We start from the raw sequence: 22,123 nt of genomic DNA on the forward strand, positions 1-22,123 counted from the left end.
CAACAAAACGCCCGGCTGATGCCGGGCGTTTTGCATTGGCTCGACTCAACAAGCCTGGACTCAGGGCGAATACACTTCCGCCCCCTGCCCCACCTTGGCCCGGCGCACGGCCTGCTGTCGGCTCATCTGCTTTTGCACCTTCGCCACCGCGCCCAGCACCTGCTGCGCCCACTGCTGGTCATCCGGGCGCACCACCACCACGCGAAAGCCATGATGCTGGCCTTCGATCTGCACGCCTTCGGAATCGTCGACGTGCAGGTCGATATCGAATGCCGACGGCAGCTTCGAGGGCGCGTGGGACAGCCCGCGGGCGGTCAGCGCATGCTTGTGGCGCACGCTGTTCACCACGCCGTCGACGTGAATGCCGTGGAGCATCAGCCAGCGCCGGATGTACGCGGGCGTGCGCCCGGACGAGGTGTAGATCCAGACGCTACAGTTTTGCCGACGCAGCTCGCGAATCAGCGAACGGGTACCGATGCGCAGCGGCTCGCCGAGCCAGCGATGGATGAACGCCGGCAGCCTGCTCGGTTCGGCGTCGCTATGCAGGGCCTGGCAAGCCAGGGTGTCGTCGATGTCGAAGGAAATGCGCAGGCGCTGACGCTTGAGCGAAGCCAGCGGCACGAGACCTTTGAAGGTCTGCAACGTTGGCAGATCAGTGAGGTGAGATAGTCGGACCGCAAGACGCTTGTTCATTACGCCTCCCACCGCTGTCCGGCAGCGAGCTTTTTCTCGCTGATAAGGAACTTCTTGCGCTCGGGCGACTGGCCTTCCAGGAAGGCGGCGTATTTCTTTTTGATCTTGGGCAGTTCGTACAAGGCCTTCACACCGTGTTTGGCAGAGTTGCGGATCACCGAAGAAGGATTGAAGTAGCCCTCGGCATTTTCCAGGGTCAGTACGAAAGGCGGCTGCCCGTCACGCATCAGCAGGTAGCTGACGATCAGCGAGCCGGTGCGGTTGTTGCCTTCGATGAACAGCTGCGGCTTGCTGAGAATCCGCACATAGACGCCGGCGGCACGCTTCCAGACCGATTCGCTGCGATGCGCGCAATACCAGTTGAACACGTCTTTGATTCCGCCTTCGATGTTGTTGAAGAAGTGCGCTTCAGTCGCCGCCAGGTGCTGGGCGAACTCCTGCCGACGTGCCGCATCCTGCCCGCAGAGCACGGTGGCATTGAGCTCCAGCATCAGGTTCAGATTCTGCAGTTCGAACAGGTCGAGACCGCGGGCGACATATTCGTCAATCAGCCCATAGCCCTCAAGCACATTTTCCAGCACTTCGTCGGTGAGCGGATCGCGGGGCTCGGTAAAGTGCCGGCTGAGCTCGGCGAAGCGGCTCTGCACCTCGCGCAGGGCGTGCTCCACCGCAGGTAAATCAAGGCGACGCTTGGCAGGCATTGGCATTCCTGTACGAAAAATTTTGAAACGACAAAACGGCCGATCCCCGTTGGAGCGTTTCCACTCCTCACGGCATTCGGCCTGCAGCGATTACAGCGGTTAGCTGAACTTGCCGCTTATGTAGTCCTCGGTCATTTTCTCTCGGGGATTGCCGAAGATCTGGTCCGTTGCGCCCATCTCGACCAGATAGCCCGTGCGGGTGCCCTGAGAGATGTCCACCGAGAAGAACGCGGTGGTATCGGCCACACGGATGGCTTGCTGCATGTTGTGGGTGACCAGGGCGATGGTGTAGTCCTTCTTCAACTCGATCATCAGCTCTTCGACCCGGCGCGTGGCGATCGGGTCGAGCGCCGAGCAGGGTTCGTCGAGCAGCAGCACTTCCGGCTCGGTGGCAATGGCGCGGGCGATACACAGACGCTGCTGCTGGCCGCCGGACAGCGACAGGCCGCTGACCTTGAGTTTGTCCTTGACTTCATCCCACAGCGCAGCGCCTTGCAGGGCGTGCTTGACGCGGTCGCCCAGGTCACCCTTGTAGCGATTGAGCCGCAGGCCGAAGGCGACGTTGTCGAAGATGCTCATCGAGAACGGGTTGGGCTGCTGGAACACCATGCCGATGTAGCGACGCACCACCACGGGATCGACGCCCTTGCCGTAGACGTCCTGGCCGAGAAAGTGCACATGGCCCTCGAAGCGGAAGCCTTTGACCAGATCGTTCATGCGGTTGAGACTGCGCAGCACGGTACTCTTGCCGCAACCGGACGGGCCGATGAAGCCGGTGATCTTGTTCTTCTCGATCGGCACGTGGCTGTCGCGCACGGCCAGGAAGTTACCGTAGAAAATCTTGTCCAGCTTGCAGTCCATGACCACGGGCGCGTGGGTCTCGAACGGGGCGGCTATTGGTGGCGATAATTGGTTCACAATCAGAGTGCTCCCATTCTCAATACTTGGGCTTGCCGAAAATACGGCTGATGACATTCACCATGAGCACGATCAACACCAGGACCAGCGAAGCGGCCCAGGCGAGCTCAAGCTGATTGTCGAACGGCATGCCGGAGAAGTTGTAGATGAGTACGGCAAGCGATGCCGTGGGATTCATCACGGCCAGCTCACCGTTGTGATAGATCCAGTAGTTGCTGAACAGCGCGGTAAACAGTAGCGGCGCGGTTTCGCCAGCGGCGCGGGCCACAGCCAGCATCACGCCAGTCAGGATCGCCGGCAGGCCGGTCGGCAGAATGATCTTCCAGACCACCTGGGAGCGGGTGCAGCCCATACCGTAGGCAGCGTCCTTCATGACCTTGGGCACCATCTTCATCGCCTCTTCGGCGGTCAGCACGACGATGGGTAGCATCAATACCGCCAGTGCCACGCCGCCGGCCGGTGCCGAATAGGTGCCGGTGGTGATGACCACCAGTGCGTAGGCGAAGACCCCGGCGAGAATGGATGGCAGCCCGGTGAGCATCTTGGCAGCGAAGCGCGCGGCATTGGCGAGCCTGCTATGGGGCCCCAGCTCGGCCAGGAAAATCGCCGCCATTATGCCGACCGGCACGGCGATGGCAGCCGCGATGCCGACCATCACGAAGGTGCCCGCCATGGCGTTACCAAAGCCGCCACCGGTCTCGAAACCAGTCGGTGGCAGTTCGGTGAACACTTCCAGGCTGAGGCGCGCGCCGCCACGGGTAATCAACATGTAGAGCACGGAGAGCAGCGGCACACTGGCCAGCAACGCAACGAGCCAGACCACACCGGTCAACATCAGGCTGCGCAGCGCGCGGCCCTCGAAGCGGCGCTGCAGGCTTGGCATTTCGGTGGAAGGAGCAGTCAGGTCAGTCATCATTTATTGCCCCGCTGGGCGTAGACCATCAGCATCGAGCCGATGATGTTGACGATCAGGGTGATCAGCATCAGCACCAGTGCGGCGTACATCAGCACCTCGACCTCGCGCGGCCCTGCTTCCGGGAAGTTCAGGGCCAGCAGCGCCGCCAGGGTGTTGGCCGGCGCGAACAGCGACAGGGAAATGTTGTTGGCGTTACCGACCAGCATGGCCAGCGCCATGGTTTCACCCAGCGCGCGGCCAAGGCCCAGCACCAGAGAGCCAAAGATGCCGGTCGCGGCAGACGGCACCATCACCTTGAGAATCGCTTCCCAATGGGTGGTGCCCATGCCGTAGGCGGCCTGCTTGGTCTTCATCGGTACGCTGGAAAGCGCATCCTGGGACACCGCTGCAATGGTCGGCAGAATCATGATCGCCAGCACCAGCGCGGCAGGCAGTAGCCCCGGGCCGCTCAGGGAAGAGCCGAAAAAAGGGATCCAGCTGAGTTCGGCATGCAGCCAGGTGGTCAGCGGCCGGATGGCCGGGATCACCACGTAGATGCCCCACAGGCCGTAAACGACGCTGGGGATGGCCGCCAGCAGCTCGACGATGGTGCGAAACACCGCAGCGAGCTTGGCAGGCAGAAAATCCTGGGTCAGGAAGATAGCCATGCTGATGCCGAAGAAACCGGCGATCAACAGGGCGATAAAGGCGCTGTACAGCGTGCCCCAGATGGCGGGCAGGATGCCGTACTTGTTCTGATTGACATCCCAGACGGTGCCAAACAGTACATCGAATCCATATTCCTGCATGCCGGGAAGCGCCTTGCTCCCGACTTCGAATACCAGAGCGAAGACCACGGCCAGAATCAGAACCACGCCCACTCGGGCGAGTGCGCGGAAGGTGCGGTCGACCAGAAGATCCTTCCTGGAAGGAGGCCGACACGCAGAGTCAGGATTGTCTGGTACAAGGAAAGGGCTGGTCATTGGCTAATTCCGACGCAGTTGCAGGCCCCTTGCGGTATTTACCGCAAGGGGCCTGGCGAGCATTACTGGATGTTGGCAGACGCTTTGCGAACCTGGTCGATGACCGATTGCGGCAGCGGGATGTAGCCCATCGAATCGGCGATCTTCTGACCTTCGGTCAGGCTGTACTCGACCATGTCACGCAGGGCTTTGGCCTTGGCCGGGTTGCCGTTGTCCTTGCGGAAGATCATCCAGGTGTAGGTGGTGATCGGGTAGGACTTGGCACCGTCCGGGTCCGGCAGCCAGGCCACCAGGTTTTCCGGCATCTTCACGGCGGCGAGTGCTTCGGCACCGCTTTCAGCGTTCGGCACTACGTATTGACCGGCCTTGTTCTCCAGCACGGCGAAGTCGACCTTGGCCAGTTTGGCGAAGCCGTACTCGATGTAGCCGATGGAGCCCGGGGTCTGGCGAACGGTAGCGGTCACGCCATCGTTTTTCGGCGACTTGATGAACTTGTCGCTGGCAGGCCAGTTGACCGTGTTGCCTTCGCCCAGCTGTTTGTTGAATTCGGCATTGATCGCCGACAGGTGCTTGGTGAATACGGCAGTGGTGCCGCTGGAGTCGGCGCGCACGACGACGGTGATCGGCAGCTCGGGCAGTTCCAGGTCGGGGTTGGCGGCAACGATCTGCGGATCGTTCCAGTGGGTGATCTTGCCCAGGAAGATGTTCGAGTAAACGTCGCGAGGCAATTTCACGCCCTTCGGGTTGCCTGGCAGGTTGTAGGCCAGAACGATCTCGCCCGCGGTCATCGGCAGCAGCTGTACGCCTTCGGCCACCTTGGCGATATCTTCCTCTTTCATCGCCGAGTCACTGGCGGCGAAGTCGACGGTCTTGTTCAGAAAATCCTGTACACCGGCACCGCTACCCTTGGATTGGTAGTCGACGGTAACGCCGGGAGTGTTCTTGCTGAAATCCTTGAACCAAGTCAGGTAGATAGGTGCAGGGAAGCTGGCACCAGAGCCGGTCAGCCGCACGCTTTCTGCAGCAAAAGACACCGAAGTGGCACAAAGAGAAACCGTGAAGGCGATGGCGGCAGACTTGATTAGCTTTTTCATTAGGAGACTCCTTGTGAGAGGGAGCCCGCACTCTGCATCAATCTCATGAACTTTTTGTGACAGGTACTGACTGATCCCCCGCGCCCTGGTTTCCAGGACGAAAAAAGGCGCTGGTAGATGGGCCAACCGCTGCCCAGGCAGGGAGCGCCACGGCGTTGAGCCTGTCACGGCCACGACACAATTTTTTGCACTTGCCCATCGAGGCGCTCTGGCGGATGGGTAGCGGCGGATGTCCGGATGAACGCGCACCTCGACTGCGTCCATCCCCTGCTCAGCCAGAGTGTCCTGGGAGATTTTCGGCATCCGATATCCGGTTGCCGCAGTGGCTGAATCGCGAGGACTGTTTGCGCAGGGCGACGCGCACCAGCTGGCTCGCGCGGGTATCGAGCGCAAAACAGGTTTCACGCGGGCATGAAAAAGCCCCGCCTGGGCGGGGCTTACCTGAGCCTGCTGACTGAAGTCAGGCGGTAGCGCGGTAGCTGCCGTCGCGGCCGCGACGGGCCCACATCATCTTGGCGGCGGTGGGATTGATCGGCGCGCCGGTAAAGGTCGGCAGGCTGCGATCGATCCACTGGGCGCCCTGCCCCTTCCAATTGATTTCGCCGCTGATCAGCTTGCTGTCACGCATGATCTCGTGCAACAGCGCCTGCACTCGGGTCTCGCAGAAAACGGTTTGGCGGTCGATCGCCTTAACGAAAGCGACTTCACCATCCTTGCGCAGCGTCATCAGCAACATCCCGTCGGGGCGCTTCTTGAAATCGATGGCGTAGTCCGGGAGGTTTTCGATCAGGTGCTGGATGGCGTATTGCATGGCTCGTACCCTCTGAGTGGTGTTCCTTCGTCGAGAGGGATATTGCAGACTGCATGCCAGCTATGGAGAAAAAATAAGTGCTTGATTTTAATAGACTATTTGCGAATAAATAATAATTGAACTATGCATCCTGCACGGTAGCCAGATTCTGGTCGTGCAAGATGCAATACTGAGCGCGAGGGGGTTAATCTATAGAGCGGGAAATCCCCTGGAAGTGCCCAGCCACCTGCCACAAGGTAAGCCAATGGCCCAGCCCACCCTGATCATCATCGACATGCAGCGCGGCATGCTCGAGCCGGCAGCCGGCCTGCGCAACAACCTCGACGCCCCAGCGCGCATAGGCGAACTGCTGCAGGCTTGGCGTCTGGCAGGTGCGCCGGTGGTGCACGTTCGGCATATCTCCCGGTCGCCAGACTCATTGTTCGCGCCGGGCCAGACGGGGGTGGAATTCCAGCCAGCGCTGCGGCCCTTGCCCCAGGAACATGTGGTCGAGAAGAACGTGCCCGATGCCTTCATTCACTCCGGCTTGGAGCGCTGGCTACGGGTACGGGGCGTCGAGGCGGTGGTGATTGTCGGGGTCAGCACCAACAATTCCGTGGAAGCGACGGCACGCTCGGCGGGCAATCTGGGTTTCTCCACTCACGTGGTTGCCGATGGCTGCTTTACCTTCGCCAAGGCGGACTACCACGGTGTGCTGCGCAGCGCCGACGAGGTGCATGCCATGGCCCTGGCCAACCTGCAGGACGAATACGCCCAGGTAATCGAAAGCCGCGCGGCCCTGGCATTACTGAGGCAGGCCTAAACGAGGATCGAGGCGGCCAGAGTGGCCACCTCGGCAGGCGCGGGATCAGAAGCGCGGTTTCAGCGCCTTCCAGCCCGGGTCGTACTTCTGCATCTGGGTCACGTCGTTGCGCGAGCGGATGCCGCAGGCCAGGTACTGGTCGTTGAGCTTGGCCAGCTGCTCGTAGTCCAGTTCGACGCCCAGGCCCGGCGCACGGGTCAGCGCTACGCAACCGTCGACGATGGGCAGCTTGCCGCCCTTGATCACTTCCTCGTCGGGCTCCTGCCACGGGTAATGGGTGTCGCACGCGTAGGACAGGTTCGGCACGGCCGCCGCCACGTGGGTCATGGCCATCAGGCTGATACCCAGGTGCGAGTTGGAGTGCATCGATACGCCCAGGCCGAAGGTATCGCACATGCGCGCCAGGATCTGCGTATCGCGCAGGCCGCCCCAGTAATGGTGGTCGGCGAGCACGATCTGCACGCTGTTCAGCGCCACGCTGCGGCGGAATTCGTCGAAATCGGTGACCACCATATTGGTCGCCAGCGGGATGCCGGTGCGCTTGTGCACCTCGGCCATGCCGTCCAGGCCCGGGCACGGATCCTCGTAATACTCCAGGTCATCGCCGAGCAGCTCGGCCATGCGCAGCGAGGTCTCCACCGACCAGTTGCCGTTCGGGTCGATACGCAGCGGCGCCTCCGGGAACGCCCGGCGCAACGCCTTGATGCACGCCACTTCATGCTCAGGGCCGAGCAAGGTGCCGGCCTTGAGCTTGATGCTCTTGAAGCCGTTCTCCTCGATCATCGTGCGCGCCTGGGCGACCATCTGCTCGGGGCTTAGGCCCTCGCCCCAGCGATCCGGCTTGTAGGGCGAGCCCAGGTGCTCGGCGTACTTGAGAAACAGGTAGGCGCTGAACGGTACGCGATCGCGCACCGCGCCGCCGAGCAGATCCACCAGCGGCATGCCCAGCGAGCGTGCCTGCAGGTCGAGAAAGGCCACCTCGAAGGCCGAGTAGGCATTGGCCACCTGCTTGCTCGGGTGCGAGCCCGGCGCCAGCTCGGCACCCGCGCTGCCCGGCTTGAGCGCGGCCACGGTCTTCACTACCCGGGCACGCAGGCCATTGAGGTCGAAGGGGTCGAGGCCGACCAGCGATGCCTGCATGGCCTGCAGCACGCTGAGCACCGGCGCATCGCCGTAGCTCTCGCCCAGGCCGATAAAGCCGCTGTCGCTTTCCACTTCGATGATCGAGCGCAGCGCATAGGGCTCATGGATTCCGCTGGCGTTGAGCAAGGGTGCATCGCGAAAGGCGATGGGGGTGACACGAACCTGTTTGATCTTCACGTTTCATTGTCCTCGAACAGCGCAAGGGCGAAAGCCGGGGCCGTTGATCAGGCGGCGCTCGCGATACTGACGGCTTGATCGCGTCGCCAACCCGAATCGACCTGTCCGGCGATGCCTGGGTTTTAGGGATGCGCCGATCATGTACGCGGACATTGATCCCGTCTAATCTAGTTTGGTATTCGATTGATACCCGGATTAGATCAATGTTCGAACTTGCTCAGCTACGCTGCTTCACCACCGTCGCCACCGAACTCAACTTTCGCCGCGCCGCCGAGCGGCTGAACATGACCCAGCCGCCCCTGAGCCGGCAGATCCAGCTGCTCGAACACAGCCTGGGCGTCGAGCTGTTCACCCGCAGCACCCGCAGCGTGGCGCTCACTGCCGCCGGCCGGGCGTTCTTCATCGAAGCCCAGAACCTGCTCGAACGCGCCCACCAGGCCGCCTCCTCGGCGCGGCGCTTCGCGGCCGGCGATATCGGCTCGGTGAGCATCAGCTTCGTGGGCAGTGCGGTGTACGAATTCCTCCCCCGGGTGATCGCCGAGGCGCGGCTCAACCAGCCCCAGGTGAAGATTTCCCTGAGCGAGATGAACACCCACCAGCAACACGAAGCGCTGCGCACCCGGCGCATCGACCTCGGCATCGTGCGCCAGCCGCTGCTGCAGGCCGGCTACGAGAACGAATGCCTGGTACGCGAACCCTTCGTGCTGGCCATTCCCAGCGGGCACCCGCTGGCCGCCATCGATCAGGTGGGCGTCCGGGATCTGGATGGCGCGCCCTTTCTCATGTACTCCCACGCCGCCTACCCGCCTTTCAACGAGCTGTTGACCGGCATGTTTCGCTCTGCCGGCGTGGCACCGGAATACGTGCAATGGCTGGGTTCGTCGCTGACCATCCTGGCGCTGGTCAACGCCGGCATGGGCCTGGCCCTGGTGCCGCGCTGCGCCACCAACGTGGTGTTCAAGGACGTGAGCTTTCGCGAGATCGACCTCGGCGAAGGCATCCACAGCGAACTGCACCTGACCTGGCGCAGCAACAACGACAACCCGGCCTGCCTGATGCTGCTCGAGGCGATCCGCGCAGCGGTGGCGGCGGATATACATTGAAGGCGGACATTGCCGCAGCCTGTGGTTAGATCCCGGATAATTTCACGCCAGGCATGAATACCGGGATCGCTGCCGGGTTTCGCTGCGCCGTTCCCAGGTTACGGGCGAATCGCTTCAGTGCTTGTCGGTCCCCAGCTTCTTTTCCAGGTAGTGGATGACTGAGTTAGCGCATTACTTGGCGAACAACTGACTCATGTCCTTGAACGCCTTGAACTCCAACGCGTTGCCGCACGGGTCGAAGAGGAACATGGTGGCCTGCTCGCCGACCTGGCCCTGGAAACGCACGTAGGGCTCGATCACGAACTGGGTGTCACGGGCACGCAGGCGGTCGGCCAGGGCTTCCCACTCCTCCCAGTGCAGGATGATGCCGAAGTGCGGCACCGGCACGTTGTGGCCGTCCACGGCGTTGGTATGAGCGGATTCCTGAGAAGCGGTCTTCGGGTGTTCGTGGATCACCAGTTGGTGGCCGTAGAAATCGAAATCGACCCAATGATCGGAGGAACGGCCTTCAGGCAGGCCGAACACCTCACCATAGAAAGCCCGCGCAGCGGCCAGATCGTAAACGGGAATAGCGAGATGGAAAGGAGAGAGGCTCACGGTAGGTCATCCTGTGCGGTGTTTTTTCTGCTGACCATGGTGCAGCTTGTCGCCATTGCAGAAAAGCGCATATCTTTTGATTCGAGCTCAAATAATTTCGATCAATAGATACCGAAATCACCACCATGCTTCGTGAACTGAAAACCTTTCTGACCGTCGTCCGGTGCGGTACCTTCGCCGCTGCCGGCAAGCAGATCGGCCTGACCCAGTCAGCGGTCAGTGCGCAGATCAGAAACCTCGAGGGTGCCGTCGGCCAGTCGCTGTTCGACCGTACCGGGCGCACCGCCACGCTCAACCAGGCCGGGGCGCGGGCGGTACCGCTGGCGGAAAAGATCCTCGAGCAGTTCAGCTTGATGAGCACCCCCGAGCGTCTCGAGGATTACCGTGGTGAACTGCGCATCGGCGCCATCGGCACCGTACAGTCGTGCCTGATGCCGGCGATGCTGCTGAAGCTGCGCGAACAGGCGCCGGGTATCGAGACCAAGCTGGTGCCTGGCGTGTCACTGGACCTGCTCAACCAGGTGGACAGCGGCGAAATCGACCTGGCGATCATCATCCGCCCGCCCTTCCAACTACCCAAGGAACTGGAACTCGAGCTGGTGCGCAGCGAGCCCTTCGTGCTGGTGGCGCCTACCGACATGGACGCGCAAGAGCCCATGAAAATGCTGACCGAGCACCCGTTCATACGCTACGACCGCAGCTCGTTCGGCGGCCGCCTGGTCACCCAGTTCATGCGCAAGCAACGTATCCAGCCCCGCCAGGTGCTGGAGCTGGACGAGCTGGATGCCATCGTCAAGATGGTCGAAAGCGGCCTGGGCATCGCGCTGATTCCAGAGGCCGGCTTATGGGTCGAAAACCAGCCCAGGGTGCAAATCGTCGACCTTGGCGACAAGGTGTTCTATCGCGACCTGGTGCTGATTTCCCGCTACGGCTCACGGCAATCGCCGGCCCAGAAACTGTTCCGCGAATGCGTGATGGAGTTGAAGCAGGTGTGAGACCTCGAGCGAGCAATGGCTGCGAGGTGGCGGGCAGCCGCAAGCTGCAAGCCCCAAGCTACAAGTTAAAAGCCGTCCGCAGTGCTCTAGCTTCTTCTTGCAGCTTGAGGCTTGCGGCTTGAAGCGCAATGTCCGCTTCTGCCTGCTAACAGCCTCTTCCCACCCGCACGACCATCACCGACAACCTCAGATCCACTGATCGTTGCGCTTGCGGCGCACCCGCAGCATGGTCGGCAGGATCAGCCCGAGCAGCAGGCCGGCGCCGGCGATGCTGCCGCCGTAGACCATGTAGCGCATCAGCACCTGCTTCTGCTCGTCACCCAGCTGCGCCTGGGCTTCGCGCAGCTCCGAGCGGGCCTGGTTGAGTTCGATGTCCAGGGCGCTGCGGCTGGCCTCGAGTTCGTCGATCAGGGTCTTGCGCGAATCGAGGGTCTCCTGCATGCCCTGCACGCGGGTTTCCCAGGTTTCGTTGATGCCCTTGAGCTCGGTGCTCAGCTCGGTGACCTTCTGCTCCAGGGCTGGCAACCGCTCGGCCTGGCCGGGCACCGCCTGCAGGTCGCGGTTGGGGATCCACACCGCATCGCCGCTCTCGCCACGTACCTGGCTGTAGTCGCCCTGGGTGCGCAGCAGCTGCACGCGGGTGCCGGAGCTCAGGGTGCCGACGATGCGGTAGCCGTCGGTGGGGCCGCTGCGCACGAAGGTGTTGAGGCTGTCACTGACCCAGCGCACGTTGTCGCCGGCCTGCTGGGCGTGGGCCGGCGCGGCGATCAGCAGCAGGCCGGATAGAACGCAAGTGCCCAGCACGCGAAGCGGCGGCAGGGAAAAGGAAACAGAAAAAGGGCGGGCTAGGGACATAAAAAACCATTTTCACTCGGCGGTGGAACACAATGCGACGCAGCGCGCGAACGTCGGCCAGGCGAATTGTTGTAACCGGCACGAAAGTGGCGCAACGCCATGCCTTCCACCGGTTTGGCCGACTGCTGAAAGACCGCAGCAGATCGGTCGGGTTCCTCAGCGGCCGGCAGATTGGCGGCGCACCCGTCGAGATCGGCGCGCCGCGTCCGCTCGCCTATTTGCCGACGGCCAGTCGCTGCTCACCGGCCGCGCGCCGCCCGTGCCACAGGGTGAGCAGCAGGGCCAACGCTGGAAACGCTGCGCCAGCCAACGCCGCGCCCTGCCAGCCGAAGCGCTCGTAGATCGGGCTGGCGATGGCCGAGCCGCTGGCACCACCGATAAAGATGCTGGTCATGTACAGCGCATTGAGACGCGCCCGGCTGTTCTGCTCCAGCCCGTAGACTTCGCGCTGGCCGAGCACCATGTTCAATTGCACGGCGAAATCCAGCAGCACGGCGCACAGCACCAGGCCAATCACGCCTGCCAGCGGGCTGGCCAGGGTCAGCGCGAAAGCCAGCGGCGCCAGCACCAGTGCCACCAGGGTGGCGCGCCGGGTATGACCGGCATCGGCCAGACGCCCGGCAATCGGCGCGGCGATGGCGCCAATGGCACCGACCAGGGCGAACAGCGCCACGTGGGTCTGGCTGAAGCCATAGTGGCGCACCAGTTCCATCGGCGCCACCGTCCAGAACAGGCTGAACGAGGCGAACATCAGCCCCTGGTACAACGCCCGCTGGCGTAGCGTCGAGTAGCGGCGTAGCAGGCCGAGCAGCGACAGCAACAGGTGCCCGTAGTGACCGCGGTTATCCGGCGCATGGCGGGGAATGGTGGTGGCGATCACCACCACGATGCCGAGCATCAGCGCCGCCGCCATGCCGTACACCGCACGCCAGCCGAAGTATTCGGCGACCAGGCTGGCCACCGGCCGCGCCAGCAGGATGCCCAGCAACAGACCGGCCATGATGTTGCCCACCACCCGGCCGCGGGTCGCTTCCGGCGCCAGGTGCGCAGCGAGCGGAATCAGCATCTGTACCGATACCGAGCTCAGGCCGATCAGCAGCGACAGGCCGAGAAACAGCCCCGGCGAAGTCGAAAACCCCGCAGCCAGCAGGCAGGCCATTGCCGCCAGGGTGGTCAGCAACATCAGCCGCCGGCTCTCCAGCAGGTCGGCCAGGGGCACCAGAAACAGCAGGCCGACGGCATAACCGATCTGGGTCAGCGACACGATCAGGCTGGCCTGCTGCATCGACAGCCCGACGGCGGGCGCGATCAGCTCGATGATCGGCTGGGCGTAGTAGAGGTTGGCGACGATGGCGCCGCAGCAGAAGGCGAACAGCAGCACCAGTGCCGGTGAAAGGCTGTGCGACGGGTTGGACGTGGATGTGCTCATGATTACCTCGCGATGAGCCGGCCTGCACGGCGGCTCCTCGGAACGGGAAACGGGTGGGATGCCCGCTGATGCCATGGCGTCACCAGCACGAGGCTGGCTGCCTGGGTGAAGCAAGGTTACGAGCCCTGGTGCCAGCGGAGAATCCACCTGCCGCGCAACGCAGCGTTGCGCCGGCTCGAACGCTGCCCGCGCTCAGCCCGCAAGCAGCTCACGCAGGAACTCGACGAACGCGGCAACCCGCCGCGAGCCGCGCCGATTGGGCAGGTACAGCACGCTGATGGCGCCGCTCGCCGAGCCTGGGCTGATGGTGTACCGATCGAGCAGGCGCTGCAGTCGGCCATTGGCCACATCGTCACGCACCAGCCAGTCGGCCAGCAGCGCCACGCCCTGTCCGGCCAGCGTCGCTTCGCGCAGCACATCGGCATTGTTGCTGTGCAGGCGCCCGCGCACCGCCAGCTGCTGCACCTCGCCAGAGGCCTTGAACTGCCAGGGTTGGCTGACCGTGCCGTAATCGAAGCGCAGGCACTGGTGCGTCAGCAACCCCTGGGGAGCGTCGATCGGTTCGCTGCGCGCCAGGTAAGCCGGGCTGGCCACCAGCCAACGCTGGAATTCGCCGACCCCGAGGCTGACCACGTCGTCGCTGATCAGCGTACTGCCAAGGCGCACGGCGACATCGACGCGCTCGCCGAGCAGGTCGACCACCTCATCGCTCAGGCGCAGGTTCAGCTCGAGTTGCGGGTGCCGCTCGAGCAGACGCCCCAGCCGAGGCGCGATGATCCGCCGCCCGAACTCCACCGGTGCACTGACGCTGAGCCGGCCGCGGGCCTGTACACCGCCGTCACACACGGCGGCATCGGCTTCCGCCAGCGCCTCGAGAATCGCCACAGCGCGCTCGAAGTACGCCTGCCCGGCCTGGGTCACGCCGACCTGGCGGGTGCTGCGGTTGAGCAGCACGCTCTGCAGCTCGGCTTCCAGGCTGCTGACCAGCCGGGTCACCGACGAGGTCGCCACCCCCAGCGAGCGCCCGGCCGCGGAAAACCCACCGCAACGTACGGTTTCCACGAAGGCTTGCAAGGCCAGCAACTTATCCATCTCCACCTACTCCCACACTCGACTGGCAATAGACCCTAGCGCAAGTCCGCCAGCCGGCATTGCATATGCGTCGTCTGCCACACCGGGTCGCTCTCCACATCGGTGACCGTGAAGCCCTGCTTTTCCCAGAAACGAATGGCGCCCGGCAGGAAGGGGTGGGTGTGCAGGTAAAGCACCTCGACACCCTGGCCGAGGGCATGTTCGCGCAGTACGCTGCACAGCCTCGCCGCCAGGCCGGAGCGCCTCAACGCCGGCGCCACGAACAGGCGCACGATCTCCACGGTGCGCACACCCTGGTAGTCCAGCTGGGCGAAGCGGTGGTCGTAGGGCAGGTAACCGACGGCCGCGACGATCTCGCCGGCGCAGCGCGCCAGCCAGAAGGCGCCCGCCTCGCCCTGCACGTACACCTGGGCGAAGCGCTGCAGGTCGGCCGGCAGCAGCGTGGCGTCGAGCATCGGGAAGATCTCGGCGCGGGCGGCCATCACGAAGCCAATCGCCTCGTCGACATCCTCGCCCGTGGCCTGGGTTATCTGTACGCAAGCGCTATCGATCATGGGGCCGGAAGGTACTCGATCACTGGCTGACAAGGGGCGGCAACATAGCGCGCACGCCTGGCGGCGCACAACCGGTGTGCAGCCGTAAGGGCAGTGGCGGCACCAATGGCTCGTCAGTTTGTCACTGCAAGCCTGGCGGCGGGAACCGGTGCGACATTTATCCTTGAGCCCCGCCGCCGTTCTCGTTATAAGTCCCGCTAATTTTCCAAGGGCCATCAGGCAGACCATGAGCCAAGCTGATCTCCTCGACCAAGACCCCGTGTTCCAGCTCAAAGGCAGCATGCTGGCCATCACCGTGATGGAACTGGCACACAACGACCTCTCCCGCCTCGACCTGCAACTCGCCGAGAAGGTCGCCCAGGCGCCCAACTTCTTCAGCAACACGCCGCTGGTTTTGGCCCTCGACAAACTGCCCCGCGAGGAAGGCGACCTCGATCTGGGCGAGCTCATGGCGCTGTGCCGCAAGCACGGCCTGCGCACCCTGGCCGTGCGCGCCAGCCGCGAGGACGACATCGCCGCCGCCAATGCCCTGGACCTGCCGGTGCTGCCGCCCTCCGGCGCCCGCGAGCGGGTCATCGACCCGGCGCCCAAACCGGTCGAGCCACCCAAGCCGGCCGAACCCGAGGTCAAGCCGACCCGCGTCATCACCACCCCGGTGCGCGGCGGCCAGCAGATCTACGCCCAGGGCTGCGACCTGGTGGTGCTGGCCCCGGTGAGTGCCGGCGCGGAACTTCTCGCCGACGGCAACATCCATGTCTACGCCCCAATGCGTGGCCGAGCACTGGCCGGCGTCAAGGGCAACCGGCAAGCACGGATTTTCTGCCAGCAGATGGGCGCCGAACTGCTCTCCATCGCCGGCCAGTACAAGGTTGCCGAGGACCTGCGCCGCGACCCGAACTGGGGCCGCGCGGTGCAAGTCAGCCTGATGGGCGACGTGTTGAACATCACCCGTCTTTAACGGATACTGCCCGGCACTTTTAACTGTCACACAGGGCCCTCGAACGCCTCTGGGCGGGCTGTCAAAACAATCATCGGTCCCCCCGGCGAGCATCGCGCACGCCGCAGCCGAGCGATTCTTTCGACAGACCGCCAATCGCGGCAGGTTCCTGCTTTTATTCATTTTTAGGGTGAATCACCTTGGCCAAGATCCTCGTAGTCACTTCCGGCAAGGGTGGCGTCGGTAAAACCACCACCAGCGCTGCCATCGGTACCGGTCTCGCCTTGCGCGGCCACAAGACCGTCATCGTCGACTTCGACGTCGGCCTGCGTAACCTCGACCTGATCATGGGCTGCGAACGCCGCGTGGTGTACGACTTCGTCAACGTCGTCAACGGCGAAGCCACCCTCACCCAGGCCCTGATCAAGGACAAGCGCCTCGAGAACCTCTACGTGCTGGCCGCCAGCCAGACCCGTGACAAGGACGCCCTGACCCAGGAAGGCGTCGAGAAGGTCATCGCCGAGCTGTCGCAGAACTTCGAATACGTGGTCTGCGACTCGCCGGCCGGTATCGAGAAAGGCGCCCACCTGGCCATGTACTTCGCCGACGAAGCCATCGTGGTCACCAACCCGGAAGTCTCCTCGGTACGTGACTCCGACCGCATGCTGGGCCTGTTGGCCAGCAAGTCGCGTCGCGCCGAACAGGGCGGCGAGCCGATCAAGGAACACCTGCTGCTGACCCGCTACAACCCGGAGCGCGTCACCAAGGGCGAAATGCTCGGCGTGGAAGACGTCGAGGAAATCCTCGCCATTCGTCTGCTCGGCGTGATCCCCGAGTCCCAGGCGGTGCTCAAGGCCTCCAACCAGGGCGTACCGGTGATCCTCGACGACCAGAGCGACGCCGGCCAGGCGTACAGCGACGCCGTCGATCGCCTGCTCGGCAAGGAAGTGGCGCACCGCTTCCTTGATGTGAAGAAGCAGGGCTTCCTGCAACGTCTGTTCGGAGGTCGCGAATGAATATTTTCGACTTCTTGCGTTCGCGCAAGAAGGAAACCACAGCCTCCATCGCCAAAGAGCGCCTGCAGATCATCGTTGCCCACGAACGCGGCCAGCGCACCCAACCCGACTACCTGCCTGCCCTGCAGCAGGAGCTGGTCGAGGTGATCCGCAAGTACGTGGCCATCGATTCGGACCAGGTGCAGGTCGCCTTGGAAAACCAGGGTAGCTGCTCGATTCTGGAGCTGAACATTACCCTGCCCGACCGCTGATCCGCGTACCGTAGGGTGGTTTAGCGGCGCCTGGTGGTGACAGTCGCATCGCAGTCAGACTCAGCGCGCTGCGTAACCCACCAAGCGATGCCGGAGACGACATCGACCTCTGCGTTACTCAGCTCTACGAATGGCGGCCCCGATGGCCGCCATTCGCTTTTATCGCCCAACCCAAAGAACGCCCATGCCGCTCAGCCAAATCGAAATCGTCCACCAGGATGCCGCCCTGCTGGTGATCAACAAGCCCACCCTGCTGCTCTCGGTGCCCGGCCGCGCCGACGACAACAAGGATTGCCTGGTCACCCGCCTGCAGGAAAACGGATACCCCGAGGCGCGCATCGTGCACCGCCTGGACTGGGAAACCTCGGGGCTGATCGTGCTGGCCCGCGATGCCGACAGCCATCGCGAGCTGTCGCGCCAGTTTCACGACCGCGAGACCGAAAAGGCCTATACCGCGCTGTGCTGGGGCTCACCCGAGGGAGACAGCGGCAGCATCGACCTGCCCCTGCGCTATGACCCGCCCACCAAGCCGCGCCACGTGGTCTGCCACGAGCACGGCAAGCACGCCCTGACCTTCTGGCGCGTGCTCGAACGCCACCCTGAGCATGCCCGCGTCGAGCTGACGCCGATCACCGGCCGCTCCCACCAGTTGCGCGTGCATATGCTGTCCATCGGCCACCCGCTGCTCGGCGATGGCCTCTACGCCCACGAACAGGCCCTGGCCGCCTACCCGCGCCTGTGCCTGCACGCCAGTATGCTCGGCCTGACCCATCCGCAAAGCGGCGAACGCCTGCGCTTCGAGTGCCCGGCGCCGTTCTGAACGACTGAATCGTTCCGTAGCCTGGGTAGAGCGCAGCGAAACCCGGGATTGCTCCTGGGTATTGCTAACGCTCAACGCCAGGCTACGGCTGACGGATTGCCAGATCCGCCATGGCAACCGCCGTCCCGATAAGCGACAATGCCGCCCCGCCAAGCGATGGCTGCCACGCAGCCGATAAATCGTACGCACGCCGGATAGCCAACCGCCCACCTCTGCAACCAAGGAGTTTGCATGGCCCTGCCCTGCCCGCGTTTTGCCCCGAGCCTGCTCGCCCTGGCGCTAAGCCCGACCTTTTGCTGGGCCGTCGACTCGGCCGTGGTGCTCGACGCCACCACCATCGAAGAACAGGCCGGCGACGGTTACCGGGCGCGCAGCGCCGCAGTGGGCGGCTTCAGCGAGGCCGAGCTGCTCGACACGCCAGCCTCGGTATCAGTGGTCAGCCGCCAGTTGATCGACGACCAGCAGGCGCGCCTGCTCAGCGACGTGCTGAAGAACGACGCCTCGGTGGGCGAGGCCTATGCGCCCATCGGCTACTACGAGAACTTCGTGGTGCGCGGCTTTTCCCTCAACGCCGCCAACAGCTACCGGGTCAACGGCCGCAGCGTGGTGGGCGAGCAGAACGTGGCGCTGGAGAACAAGCAGCAGGTCGAGCTGCTCAAGGGGCTGTCCGGCCTGCAGAGCGGCGTGACCGAGCCGGGCGGGCTGATCAACTACGTGACCAAGCGCGCCGAGAATGTCCGCTCGCTGAGCGTGGCCAGCAACCAGGATGGCGAGCGCTACCTGGCTGCCGACCTCGGCCAGTGGTTCGGCGCCGAGCAGCAGGTAGGCGTGCGCCTGAACCTGGCCCACGAGGACATCCGCTCGTTCGTCGAACATGCCGATGGCAAGCGCGACTTCATGTCCCTGGCGCTGGACTGGAACATTTCCCCGGATGCCACCCTGCAGCTGGACGCCGAATACCAGACCCGCGAACAACCCTCGGTGGCGGGTTATCAGCTGCTCGGCGGCACCCAGGTGCCAAGCGGTGTCGACCGGGACAGACGCCTGGGCCATCAGAGTTGGTCAAAGCCCGTGGGCATCGATTCGCTGAACCTGGGCGGGCGCTTCGAGTACCGTTTCGATGACAGCTGGAAAGCCGCCATCGATGCCTCGCGCAGCGAAGTGGTGATCGACGATTACAGCAGCTTCCCCTACGGCTGCAGCCCGGCCTCCGGGTGTAGCGACTGGCTCACCCAGTTCAGCCCAGAGGGTGGCTACGACATCTACGATTACCGCAGCCCGGATGACACTCGCCGACATGACGAACTGCAGGCCACCCTCAGCGGCGCCTTTGCCACCGGTGCAATCGGGCACGAGCTGACACTTGGCAGCAGCGCACTGCGCCGCACCGTGGATCGCCGCAGCTCGGTCAACGAATGGATCGGTACCGGCAATATCCATGAAGACCCAACCGACTTCGCCCCGACCGATGTGCCGCTCAACCCCAAGCAACGTCGCCTGGACAGCCGCCAGTACGGCCTGTTCTTCAGCGACCGCATCAGCCTCGACGAACACTGGCAGATGCTGCTGGGTGGTCGCCAGGTGCGCCTGATCGAGGAAGCCTTCACCAGCAGCGGCGTCAGCGATCGCCGCACCCGGCGCAGTGAGTTCCTGCCCAACGCCGCGCTGCTTTATAAGCCCCAGGCGGACACCACCCTGTACCTGAGCTACAGCAAGGGCCTGTCCCTGGGCGGCGAGGCGCCCTGGTTCACCACCAACGAGGGCCAGACACTCGCCCCCACCACATCCCGGCAACTGGAAGCCGGCTTCAAACGCGACTGGCAGGGCCTGAGCCTGGGCGCCGCGCTATTCCGCATCGACCAGGCGCTGCAATACAGCCGCCCGAACGACGACGGCTCGCTCACCTACGTGCAACAGGGCAAGCAGCGCAATATCGGCCTGGAGCTCTCCGCCAGCGGCCAGGCCAGCCGCAATCTGCAGCTGTCGGCCAGCACCGCGCTGATCCGCGCCCGGGCCATCGACAGCGGCACCGAAGCCTTCGAAGGCCACCAGGCGGTCAACGTACCCAGGCTGCGCGCCAGCCTGGCCGCCGATTATCAGATACCCGGCATCCAGGGCCTGTCACTGCTCGGCGGCCTGCAATACAGCGCCAGCAAGTACGCCAATCCGAGCGGCACGGTAAAGGTCGGCGACTACACGGTGTTCAACCTGGGCAGCCGCTACACCACGCACATAGAAGGCCATGAGACGGTGCTGCGCCTGAGCGTCGACAACCTGTTCGACAAACGCTACTGGCGCGACACCGGCGCCTACCAGGGCGATGGCTACCTGTTCCCCGGTGACCCGCGTACGGCGCGGCTGTCTGCCACGGTGAGTTTTTAAGAGGTGAGTCACGATCTGGAAACCCATGTACACATGGGCCAGGTGATGGGTAGAGGAGTGGCGGGAGCGGCCTTTCGTAGGGTGGACGACGCTTCATCCGTCCACCATGCAACGATCGCAACGGTGGACAAAAAGAGCGTTGTCCACCCTACGCTGATCACCACACCCTGTGGGAACGAGCCATGCCGGTGATTTTCGCGGGCATGAACTAGGCGTCCCCGCCCGCTCCCACAGGCTCCTGCAGCCCCTAGGCACCCCAGCCCTGCCCCTCCAATCATCATCGACCAACCTCGAGGACCCTCCCATGCGTAGCGCTGCCCCCGCCCTGGTCATTGCCCTGCTCGGCACCCTGCTCACCGGCTGCCAGCAAACACCCAAGGGCCATGACCAGCTCGATGCCGTGCTGTGGACCCAGACCGCCATCGAGCACGAGGTGCTCTACCAGCAGATCTACGCCGCCGCGACCCGCCAACTGCAGCCTGCTTTGGCCGACCCCGAATGGGACGCCCTCGCCCAGGCGCCGCGCGACCTCAGCGGCCTGCCGCCGGCGCTGATCGTCGATATCGACGAGACCCTGCTCGACAACACTCCGGTGAACGCCAAGGCGGTGGTCGATGGCGGCGCCTACGACTATGCCGAGTGGTACCGCTGGGTGGAAAAGGCCGAGGCCCGCGCCCTGCCCGGCTCGGTGGCCTTCATGCAGGCGGCCGCCCGGCTGGGCGTCACCCCCTACTACCTGACCAACCGCGAACCGGGGCAGGAAACCGACACCCTGCGCAACCTGCGTCAGGCCGGCTTTCCCATCAGTGATGTCGGGCAGATCCTCACCGCTGGCATGGCCATTGGCGGTTGCCAGCAAGCGGGCTCGGACAAGACCTGCCGCCGCCAGTGGGTGGGCGAGCGCGCGCGGGTGCTGCTGATGGTGGGCGACAGCTACGGCGACTTCATTGCCGCGCCCAATCGCCTGGACGCGCAGCGCCAGGCCGCGGCGCCGTACCTGGCATGGTTCGGCCAACGCTGGTTCCTGCTGCCCAACCCCACCTATGGGAGTTGGTACACCGCGCCCTATCAGGACCGCGACGAATTGCCCGATGCCCGCAAGCGGGCACTCAAGCACGAGGCGCTGATTCTGCCGTAAATCGCCAGGCAAACCGCCAGGTGACGCCGGCGCAACCCAGGCCCGCGGGCATCTGCATATTGCAGGCCACAACTCAGCGAGAAACCCTACATATTGTGTTTTGCTGACGAAGTGAAAACCGCGCGCCCAGCGGCGAAAAAAAACTGCCTGCGGCAAGCGGCCGCCCGGCCAAATCACAACCCCTGGCACCGCCAGCAACCATGGGCATTTGCGCCACTTACCCCGGACTAACCCACAGATTTATCCACAGCCTGCAGGGCTTGCCTTACGGCCCTTACCGCACTATCTTGTATCCCCAGTTCGCCAAACCCCTATATGTTGGGTTTCTGGCACAAACGGACCCAAGCACAAATGCGCTGAAAAAGTCCATGCCCAGCGCGGTTTCGGTGCACTGAAATGTGAGTCGATACCGCGCTCCGGCGTAAATAGCTACATCGGCATTGAACGATTCGCCTCGTTTGGCCACTACTAGGACACCGCTCGCCGCGCTTGCACCGGCAACACTACATGTAGTGGCCGCGCACAGCAGGAAGCACCAGTAAACGCCAGGGACGAAGCGTTCCGGCATCGAACAGTACCGACCGCCGTCGAGCAGCGCCTCGACCGGTCCATCACCGCCTTTTTGCAACACCCTGCTGCCTCCCGTGCAGGCGCAGGCTTTGTCGATTGGGATGAACGCCAGGTACCACGTCGATCAGCGACACAAGCTTCGCCCTGAAAATTTCATTGATCATGGA

Annotated in this window: 23 protein-coding genes; 9 read left to right on the forward strand and 14 right to left on the reverse strand. The window is 63.8% G+C overall.

Annotated features, from left to right (window positions below; translation table 11 throughout):
* Window positions 1–60: 60 nt before the first annotated feature.
* The 7 genes from SA190iCDA_RS16575 to SA190iCDA_RS16605 form a co-directional block, all read right to left on the reverse strand.
* Entirely contained in the window at window positions 61–693 is a 633-nt protein-coding gene (locus tag SA190iCDA_RS16575) for a hypothetical protein (RefSeq protein WP_236100873.1), read from the reverse strand.
* Entirely contained in the window at window positions 693–1,394 is a 702-nt protein-coding gene (locus SA190iCDA_RS16580) for a hypothetical protein (RefSeq protein WP_070886464.1), read from the reverse strand. The genes SA190iCDA_RS16575 and SA190iCDA_RS16580 overlap by 1 nt, the downstream gene beginning before the upstream one ends.
* Before the next feature lie 99 nt (window positions 1,395–1,493).
* Window positions 1,494–2,255 carry a phosphate ABC transporter ATP-binding protein PstB gene (gene pstB / locus SA190iCDA_RS16585; RefSeq protein ID WP_070886465.1) on the reverse strand — a complete coding sequence of 254 codons (762 nt, stop codon included), beginning with the start codon at window positions 2,253–2,255 and terminating at the stop codon, window positions 1,494–1,496.
* A 76-nt stretch (window positions 2,256–2,331) separates the two neighbouring features.
* Window positions 2,332–3,225 (reverse strand): phosphate ABC transporter permease PstA, encoded by an 894-nt coding sequence (gene pstA, locus SA190iCDA_RS16590; RefSeq protein ID WP_070886583.1) that lies wholly within the window; start codon window positions 3,223–3,225, stop codon window positions 2,332–2,334.
* Window positions 3,225–4,190 carry a phosphate ABC transporter permease subunit PstC gene (gene pstC / locus SA190iCDA_RS16595; protein WP_070886466.1) on the reverse strand — a complete coding sequence of 322 codons (966 nt, stop codon included), beginning with the start codon at window positions 4,188–4,190 and terminating at the stop codon, window positions 3,225–3,227. Before pstC ends, pstA begins: the two co-directional genes overlap by 1 nt.
* 62 nt (window positions 4,191–4,252) lie before the next feature.
* Entirely contained in the window at window positions 4,253–5,284 is a 1,032-nt protein-coding gene (gene pstS / locus SA190iCDA_RS16600) for a phosphate ABC transporter substrate-binding protein PstS (RefSeq protein WP_070886467.1), read from the reverse strand.
* Between the two features lie 460 nt (window positions 5,285–5,744).
* Complete coding sequence (locus SA190iCDA_RS16605) at window positions 5,745–6,095, reverse strand: hypothetical protein (RefSeq protein ID WP_070886468.1); 351 nt, start codon at window positions 6,093–6,095, stop codon at window positions 5,745–5,747.
* A 244-nt stretch (window positions 6,096–6,339) separates the two neighbouring features.
* Here SA190iCDA_RS16605 and SA190iCDA_RS16610 point away from each other — a divergent pair, with 244 nt between their 5' ends.
* Window positions 6,340–6,897, forward strand: a complete 558-nt coding sequence (locus SA190iCDA_RS16610; protein WP_070886469.1) for a cysteine hydrolase family protein — start codon at window positions 6,340–6,342, stop codon at window positions 6,895–6,897.
* A 45-nt stretch (window positions 6,898–6,942) separates the two neighbouring features.
* Here SA190iCDA_RS16610 and SA190iCDA_RS16615 read toward each other — a convergent pair whose 3' ends face one another.
* A complete protein-coding gene (locus tag SA190iCDA_RS16615; RefSeq protein ID WP_070886470.1) occupies window positions 6,943–8,217 on the reverse strand; it encodes a glucarate dehydratase family protein in 1,275 nt (424 codons plus the stop codon).
* 203 nt (window positions 8,218–8,420) lie between these two features.
* Between SA190iCDA_RS16615 and SA190iCDA_RS16620 the strand changes: the two genes are divergently transcribed.
* Complete coding sequence (locus SA190iCDA_RS16620; RefSeq protein WP_070886471.1) at window positions 8,421–9,320, forward strand: LysR substrate-binding domain-containing protein; 900 nt, start codon at window positions 8,421–8,423, stop codon at window positions 9,318–9,320.
* 171 nt (window positions 9,321–9,491) lie between these two features.
* On the opposite strand, the gene SA190iCDA_RS16625 is transcribed toward SA190iCDA_RS16620, so the two are convergent.
* Window positions 9,492–9,917 (reverse strand): VOC family protein, encoded by a 426-nt coding sequence (locus tag SA190iCDA_RS16625; RefSeq protein ID WP_070886472.1) that lies wholly within the window; start codon window positions 9,915–9,917, stop codon window positions 9,492–9,494.
* 125 nt (window positions 9,918–10,042) lie between these two features.
* Between SA190iCDA_RS16625 and SA190iCDA_RS16630 the strand changes: the two genes are divergently transcribed.
* Window positions 10,043–10,912 carry a LysR family transcriptional regulator gene (locus SA190iCDA_RS16630; RefSeq protein WP_070886473.1) on the forward strand — a complete coding sequence of 290 codons (870 nt, stop codon included), beginning with the start codon at window positions 10,043–10,045 and terminating at the stop codon, window positions 10,910–10,912.
* Window positions 10,913–11,098: 186 nt separating this feature from the next.
* Here SA190iCDA_RS16630 and SA190iCDA_RS16635 read toward each other — a convergent pair whose 3' ends face one another.
* The 4 genes from SA190iCDA_RS16635 to SA190iCDA_RS16650 form a co-directional block, all read right to left on the reverse strand.
* Window positions 11,099–11,767: a TIGR04211 family SH3 domain-containing protein gene (locus SA190iCDA_RS16635; RefSeq protein ID WP_070886474.1), complete on the reverse strand. Its 669-nt coding sequence runs from the start codon at window positions 11,765–11,767 to the stop codon at window positions 11,099–11,101.
* A 214-nt stretch (window positions 11,768–11,981) separates the two neighbouring features.
* Entirely contained in the window at window positions 11,982–13,196 is a 1,215-nt protein-coding gene (locus SA190iCDA_RS16640; protein WP_070886475.1) for an MFS transporter, read from the reverse strand.
* Window positions 13,197–13,388: 192 nt separating this feature from the next.
* Window positions 13,389–14,288 (reverse strand): LysR family transcriptional regulator, encoded by a 900-nt coding sequence (locus SA190iCDA_RS16645; protein ID WP_070886476.1) that lies wholly within the window; start codon window positions 14,286–14,288, stop codon window positions 13,389–13,391.
* Window positions 14,289–14,323: 35 nt separating this feature from the next.
* On the reverse strand, window positions 14,324–14,842 hold the full coding sequence (locus SA190iCDA_RS16650; RefSeq protein WP_083329817.1) for a GNAT family N-acetyltransferase: 519 nt from the start codon (window positions 14,840–14,842) through the stop codon (window positions 14,324–14,326).
* A gap of 226 nt (window positions 14,843–15,068) precedes the next feature.
* Here SA190iCDA_RS16650 and minC point away from each other — a divergent pair, with 226 nt between their 5' ends.
* The 6 genes from minC (at window position 15,069) to SA190iCDA_RS16680 (ending at window position 21,386) form a co-directional block, all read left to right on the forward strand.
* Window positions 15,069–15,800, forward strand: coding sequence for a septum site-determining protein MinC (minC, locus tag SA190iCDA_RS16655; protein WP_070886478.1), 732 nt, complete (start codon window positions 15,069–15,071; stop codon window positions 15,798–15,800).
* Between the two features lie 179 nt (window positions 15,801–15,979).
* Window positions 15,980–16,795, forward strand: a complete 816-nt coding sequence (gene minD / locus SA190iCDA_RS16660; RefSeq protein WP_013790889.1) for a septum site-determining protein MinD — start codon at window positions 15,980–15,982, stop codon at window positions 16,793–16,795.
* Window positions 16,792–17,046 (forward strand): cell division topological specificity factor MinE, encoded by a 255-nt coding sequence (gene minE / locus SA190iCDA_RS16665; RefSeq protein WP_013790888.1) that lies wholly within the window; start codon window positions 16,792–16,794, stop codon window positions 17,044–17,046. Before minD ends, minE begins: the two co-directional genes overlap by 4 nt.
* Window positions 17,047–17,230: 184 nt before the next feature.
* Window positions 17,231–17,866: an RluA family pseudouridine synthase gene (locus SA190iCDA_RS16670; protein ID WP_070886479.1), complete on the forward strand. Its 636-nt coding sequence runs from the start codon at window positions 17,231–17,233 to the stop codon at window positions 17,864–17,866.
* Window positions 17,867–18,097: 231 nt separating this feature from the next.
* Window positions 18,098–20,248: a TonB-dependent siderophore receptor gene (locus tag SA190iCDA_RS16675; RefSeq protein ID WP_070886480.1), complete on the forward strand. Its 2,151-nt coding sequence runs from the start codon at window positions 18,098–18,100 to the stop codon at window positions 20,246–20,248.
* Between the two features lie 304 nt (window positions 20,249–20,552).
* On the forward strand, window positions 20,553–21,386 hold the full coding sequence (locus tag SA190iCDA_RS16680) for a 5'-nucleotidase, lipoprotein e(P4) family (RefSeq protein ID WP_070886481.1): 834 nt from the start codon (window positions 20,553–20,555) through the stop codon (window positions 21,384–21,386).
* Window positions 21,387–21,997: 611 nt separating this feature from the next.
* Here the strand turns inward: SA190iCDA_RS16680 and SA190iCDA_RS23170 are convergent.
* The gene (locus tag SA190iCDA_RS23170; protein ID WP_268963855.1) at window positions 21,998–22,120 is read right to left on the reverse strand and encodes a hypothetical protein; all 123 of its coding nucleotides are present in this window, start codon (window positions 22,118–22,120) and stop codon (window positions 21,998–22,000) included.
* Between the last annotated feature and the right edge of the window lie 3 nt (window positions 22,121–22,123).

Origin of the sequence: Pseudomonas argentinensis (assembly GCF_001839655.2) — a bacterium.
Taxonomy (GTDB): Bacteria; Pseudomonadota; Gammaproteobacteria; order Pseudomonadales; family Pseudomonadaceae; genus Aquipseudomonas; species Aquipseudomonas argentinensis_B.